Source organism: Chitinophaga sp. (genome assembly GCF_035564935.1).
Lineage (GTDB): Bacteria > Bacteroidota > Bacteroidia > Chitinophagales > Chitinophagaceae > Chitinophaga.
On the sequence record NZ_DATMTE010000952.1, the window covers coordinates 1 to 5,687 of the forward strand.

The 5,687-nt window shown below is 49.0% G+C and carries 3 protein-coding genes; all 3 read left to right on the top strand.

Annotation, left to right across the window (positions count from 1 at the left end; all coding sequences use genetic code 11):
- Positions 1 to 262 precede the first annotated feature (262 nt).
- Positions 263 to 3,433, top strand: coding sequence for a TonB-dependent receptor (locus tag VN105_RS24690; protein ID WP_325645260.1), 3,171 nt, complete (start codon positions 263 to 265; stop codon positions 3,431 to 3,433).
- Between the two features lie 9 nt (positions 3,434 to 3,442).
- Positions 3,443 to 5,191 carry a RagB/SusD family nutrient uptake outer membrane protein gene (locus tag VN105_RS24695; protein WP_325645262.1) on the top strand — a complete coding sequence of 583 codons (1,749 nt, stop codon included), beginning with the start codon at positions 3,443 to 3,445 and terminating at the stop codon, positions 5,189 to 5,191.
- 111 nt (positions 5,192 to 5,302) lie between these two features.
- Positions 5,303 to 5,687 (top strand): DUF4945 domain-containing protein (locus tag VN105_RS24700; RefSeq protein ID WP_325645264.1); only part of this gene is annotated, 385 nt, incomplete at its 3' end.

Below are 5,687 nucleotides of genomic sequence, written 5' to 3' on the forward strand. Positions count from 1 at the left end.
AATCACCGCTTGAAAACACAATTTTCAGGAGCAGGACTGTTATGCCTCTCCGGAGCTGAAAAACCGTCCCGGAGCACTGTATAATAATTTATTATACTCCTCCTCTTCCACTTATTCTTAACAACTGATCACTACTGGTAAAAACAATGCCACTGCGGCCTTACACGCCTGTAAATAATTGCCGGGATACGGTCCATGGCTGCTATGCAGTACCCGGAAAATGCGGTAGCAATTTTATCACCCAAAAAACAACTACGGTCTCATGAAAAAACAGTATTCTTCCAATGACAGTACGCATGGCGGGCGCGGGTTCCCTGCCTATACCGGAAAATGGATATTACGGGGTATCCTCTTGTTGTGCCTCAGCACCGGCGTATTTCTAAGCGCGCGGGCACAACAGGCAAAGACCATCACAGGCGTGGTCAGGGACGATGCCGCCAACCCGCTGCCTGGTGTAGGGATCACAGCTAAAGGCTTTCCTGTGCATGCCACCACCAACGACCAGGGCAGGTACCGTATTGATGTACCCGCCAACGCCACCACACTGGTATTCACTTACATAGGGAAAGAAACCAGGGAAATACCGCTAACGGCTGCACTAACATATGATGTGATCCTCCTGGGCCAAAGCAAAGACCTCAGCGAAGTGGTTATCTCTACCGGTTATATGACCCAGCGGAAAGCAGACCTCACTGGCGCCATCACGGTAATAAACCGGTCCGACTTTGCCAAAAATCCCAGCGCCAACGTAATGCGCTCCATGCAGGGAAAGATACCCGGCCTATATATCACTACCGACGGAAACCCCGCAGAGAATGTAGGCATACAGGTAAGAGGTATCACCTCTATCAACTCCTCACCACCCTTGATCGTGCTGGACGGCCAGCCCGTTAACATCAACCTGCGCGATATCAATCCTAATGATATTGAATCCATGCAGGTGCTCAAAGATGCTGCCTCCGCATCCATTTACGGATCAAGAGCAGCCGGCGGGGTTATCCTCATAAATACAAGGAGAGGCAAATCAGGAGAAACCAGGGTTACCTATGAAAGCTATGTAGGCGTATCCAAAATAACAGGCGTACCGGATATGCTGGACGCAAACGGCTACGGAAGAGCGCTCTGGCAGGCTACCGTTAACGACGGAGACGACCCTGCTGCTGCCATCCGCATTTATAAATACGACTGGAACCGCGATAAGAACGGCATACCCGTTTTAAATGCTGTAACTCCTGTGGAATGGTTAAACGCGGACAAAACTATGCCGTCTTCCAACACTAACTGGTTCAAAGAAGGCACCCGTACAGGCATCCGGCAAAACCACCAGATCACCATCACCGGCGGAAAAGAACATTTATCCAGCCTGTTCTCGTTCAACTATTACGATAACCAGGGAACACAGATCACCTCCTCTTTCAGACGTTATTCTGCACGTTTTAACAATGAATACGAAATGCTGAAAGGAAGACTCACCATAGGAGAAAATTTTACCATGACCAATCTCCGGATAAGAGACATCAACAGCACCTATGGCTTCCTGGTAATGCCGCCCAATATACCCGTATACGATAACAACGGCGGATGGGGCGGTGTAGCTATGGCGCTGGGAATGGACGACTTCAACAACCCTGTAAGGGACCTGGAGATCAATAAAGACAATAAAGGCAACTTCCTGAAGATACTGGGTACCGGTTACGCCAACCTCAAGATCCTCGATAACCTGGCTTTTAAAACACAGTTTGGCCTGGACTATAACATGTGGTACGACCGGAACATCGAACATAAATGGAAGGAAGCAGGCGGCAAAAGCAGCGATATCAACGGCGTCAGACAAAACAACTGGCAAAACATCGGCCGCACCTGGACAAACACGCTTATCTACAACCTGAAGTTCGGCAAGAATCTCTTCGACATATTAGGCGGTATAGAAACCTACCGGTATGTATATGAATTCACCAATGCCTACCGCAACAATATCCTGCTGGAAAGCCGGGACTATGCATATCTGTCTGCCGCCACAGGCGATAATAAATCATTGGCCGGCGGTGGTGATGAAAGGACGCTGTTATCTTTTTTTGGTAAGATCAACTACTCCTATGAGTCAAAATACTTGTTATCTGCCACCATCCGTCGCGATGGTTCTTCCGTATTCGGGGAGAATAACCGGTACAGCACCTTCCCAGCATTTTCTGCCGGATGGAGGATCAGCCAGGAACCTTTTCTAAAGAATGCCGGATTCCTGAACGACCTGAAACTGCGGGCCAGCTGGGGCCAGAACGGTAACTCCGCCCCGCTCACCGCCGGCAGCCTCGTAAACATTTACCTCGGGGATTTTGATGGCACTGCCTATGCTATCGGTGGCAACCAAACAGGCAGTATCCCCTCCGGATACCGCAGGAACAGCCTGGGCAACCCCGACCTGAAATGGGAAACCACCACGCAAACAAACATCGGCGCCGATTTCAGCTTCCTGGACGACCGCCTCTCAGGATCTTTCGACTGGTTCAATAAAAAAACAACAGACATGCTCTTCCAACCGCCCTACATTGGCGCATTGGGTGAAGGCGGCTACCGCTGGGTAAACGCTGCTGACATGACCAACCAGGGCTACGAATTGCTGCTCAGCTGGGGCGAAAAGAAACGGGAATTTACTTACCGCGTCACTGCCAATGTATCCGCATATAAGAACAAAATCAACTCCATACCGGAAAACGTAAAGTATACATACGGCGGTAACGGCCTGCTGGACAATATTATTGGCCGCCCCCTCAACTCCTTCTATGGCCTCGTGGCAGACGGTATCTTCAAAACCCAGGAAGAAGTAGATAATTCCCCGCAACAACAAGGGAAAGGTGTAGGCCGCATCCGGTACAAAGACCTTGACGGCGACGGCGTGATCAACGAAACCTACGACCGTACCTGGATAGGTGTAAGAGATCCTAAACTGATGGCCGGATTAAACCTGGAAGCAACCTATAAAAATTGGGATATCACCATCTTTGTCCAGGGAGTGTTTGGCAACAGCGTTTACAACAACTGGAAAGAACTCAGTGACTTCTGGAACATCGGCGTACAAAACGACCGGAACCACCCTTCCCGGATACTCGAAGCCTGGTCGCCATCCAATCCCAACTCTGACATTCCAGCCCTCTCCCGCCGCGATGCCAACGGGGAAAAACGGATGTCTACCTATTTCATTGAAGATGGCTCATACATCAAACTAAGAACAGTAGATATCGGCTATACTCTTCCTAATAGCTTAATGGAAAAATGGCACATGAACCGGGTCAGGGTATACATATCAGGACAAAACCTCCTCAACTTTAAAAAGACATGGGGTAAGGACAAATTTACCGGCGGAGATCCTGAAAATCCCAATGAAGCCTACCCACTGCCTGTTAACGGTCTCTTTGGATTGAATGTCACCTTTTAAACGAACAACATGAAAACACGTACTATAATATTCATCAGCCTGATCGCCCTGCTCACTGCCGGATGTAAAAACTTCCTGGACGTAAAACCGAAAGGAGTATTATCCGAAGAACAGGTAGAGGGCGCCGACCAGATAGAGAACTTCGTGGTTGCTGCTTACTCCTATATGCCCTCTCTTGGCTACGGAGATACACATGCGCCGTGGATTCAAAGCGTAAGGTCTGACGACGCCTATAAAGGCGGCGGTGGCCTCAGTGACCAAACACCCTGGTATGAAATGGAAATATTTACCGGCGTAACGTCCAACATCGGCAACAACGACGGTCCCTGGTACCGTGGCTACTGCGGCATCAGCAGGGCCAATACCGCCCTGCGTTTGCTGAACAAAGTAGATCCCAACAGCTTCAAGGCCCGTGATCAACGCATCGCAGAAATGAAGTTTATCCGGGGATGGATATACCTGGGCATGAAACTACGCTGGAACTATGTGCCCTATATAGATGATGAAGTAAAGAATGATGCCATCATAGTAGAAGGTATCTCCAACCGCCCTCCGGAAATGATCAACGATCTGCCCCTGTGGGATAAGATCATCAAAGACTTTGAAGATGCTGCCGGAGTGCTGCCCGAAACACAGTCAGAAAAAGGCAGGCCTACCAGGTATGCAGCACACGCACTGGCAGCAAAGGCTTTGCTGTTCAGGGCCTATGAAAAAAATGACCGGCACCAGGTCACCATTATCAACCAGGAAACACTCAACAAAGCACTGACCCATATCGATGCTATCACAGCCAAAGACGGCGCTATGTTTGATCTCACGCCCGACTTTGCAGAAAATTTCATGATAGAATATGATAACAACACCAAAGAATCATTATGGGAAATACAATATTCTATTGATGATGGCACCACCAATGGCCGCGTTAACTGGGGCGACCAGCTCAATGCTCCCTGGTGGAATCCCTGGTTCAGCTGCTGCGACTTCCACAAGGTGTCCTACACCATGATCAATGCATTTAAAACAGATGGTACCGGGCTCCCCGATTTCGATAACTATAACAATACAGAAATGGGCGGCCAGCAATACAAACAGTTCTTCACCGCCCATGCTTTTGATCCCCGCATGGGCCATACCGTTGCCATTCCGGGATATCCCTGGAAATATGACAACCATCTTCTTTTTGAAGAATCCGGCTCCCGTGCCCCCTTCCAGTACGGGTATTTCAATTCCATGAAAGAACAGGTACATCCCAGCTGCAACTGTATGTACAAACCTTTCTATGTACAGAACAGCATGAATAAAAAAGAGATCCGCTATGCAGAAGTATTGCTGTGGAAAGCAGAAATACTGATACAGCTGGGACGCTTTAATGAAGCACTCCCGCTGATCAACAGGGTCAGGGCGCGGGCTGCCCATAGCACCGGACGGCTGAAGAAAGACGACGGCTCCCTGTGGTTGAACTATAAAATTGAAGAATATAAACCCGGCATCAACTGCAACTGGACCAAAGAATTTGCCTGGCAGGCACTCATGTGGGAAGACCGCCTGGAGCTGGCCTGCGAAGGAAGAAGGTACTTCGACCTCATGCGCTGGGGTGTGCTGGAACCCGTAATGAATGCATTCCTTAACAAGGAAAAGAACCGGTTCGACTGGTTCCGTGTAGCGCATTTCACCGCCGGCAGGGACGAATTCCTGCCCATTCCACAGGCACAGATGAACTGGTCGAAAGGTGGTTACAAACAAAATCCCGGATATTGAGTGTCCTGAATGATTTGATAACCGGAGCCGTGTAACGGAAGACTGCTACGCACGGTTCTAACAGAATTTCAGGCTGGGATGCCTGGGGTTACTTACTAAAACATACACGCCATGAGAAAATTCCTGCTATTTGCCTTCGGCACATTATTATTGACAGCAGCTGCCTGCAAAAAATCAGTGGATGACATTACCAAACCAGGCGTTAGTTTGCCGGCTGTTACTGATCTTACCTTACAGCAAACAGATGCCAACAACGTAAAGATATCCTGGAAAATACCCGGTAATATCCCGGTGGCAATACAACAACCACTGAACGTATACATAGAAGTGAACCAGGTGCTTACCGTGATGAAAACCGTAAACGTAGCCACCGCTACATTACCCGGTGCCCCACTGGAATATGCCTTCACACTACCCGACCCGGCACAAACCTATCACTTTACGGTAAAGCTGAACGGGCAAACCCAGAAAACGGATAACAATTACTCTGGCAATA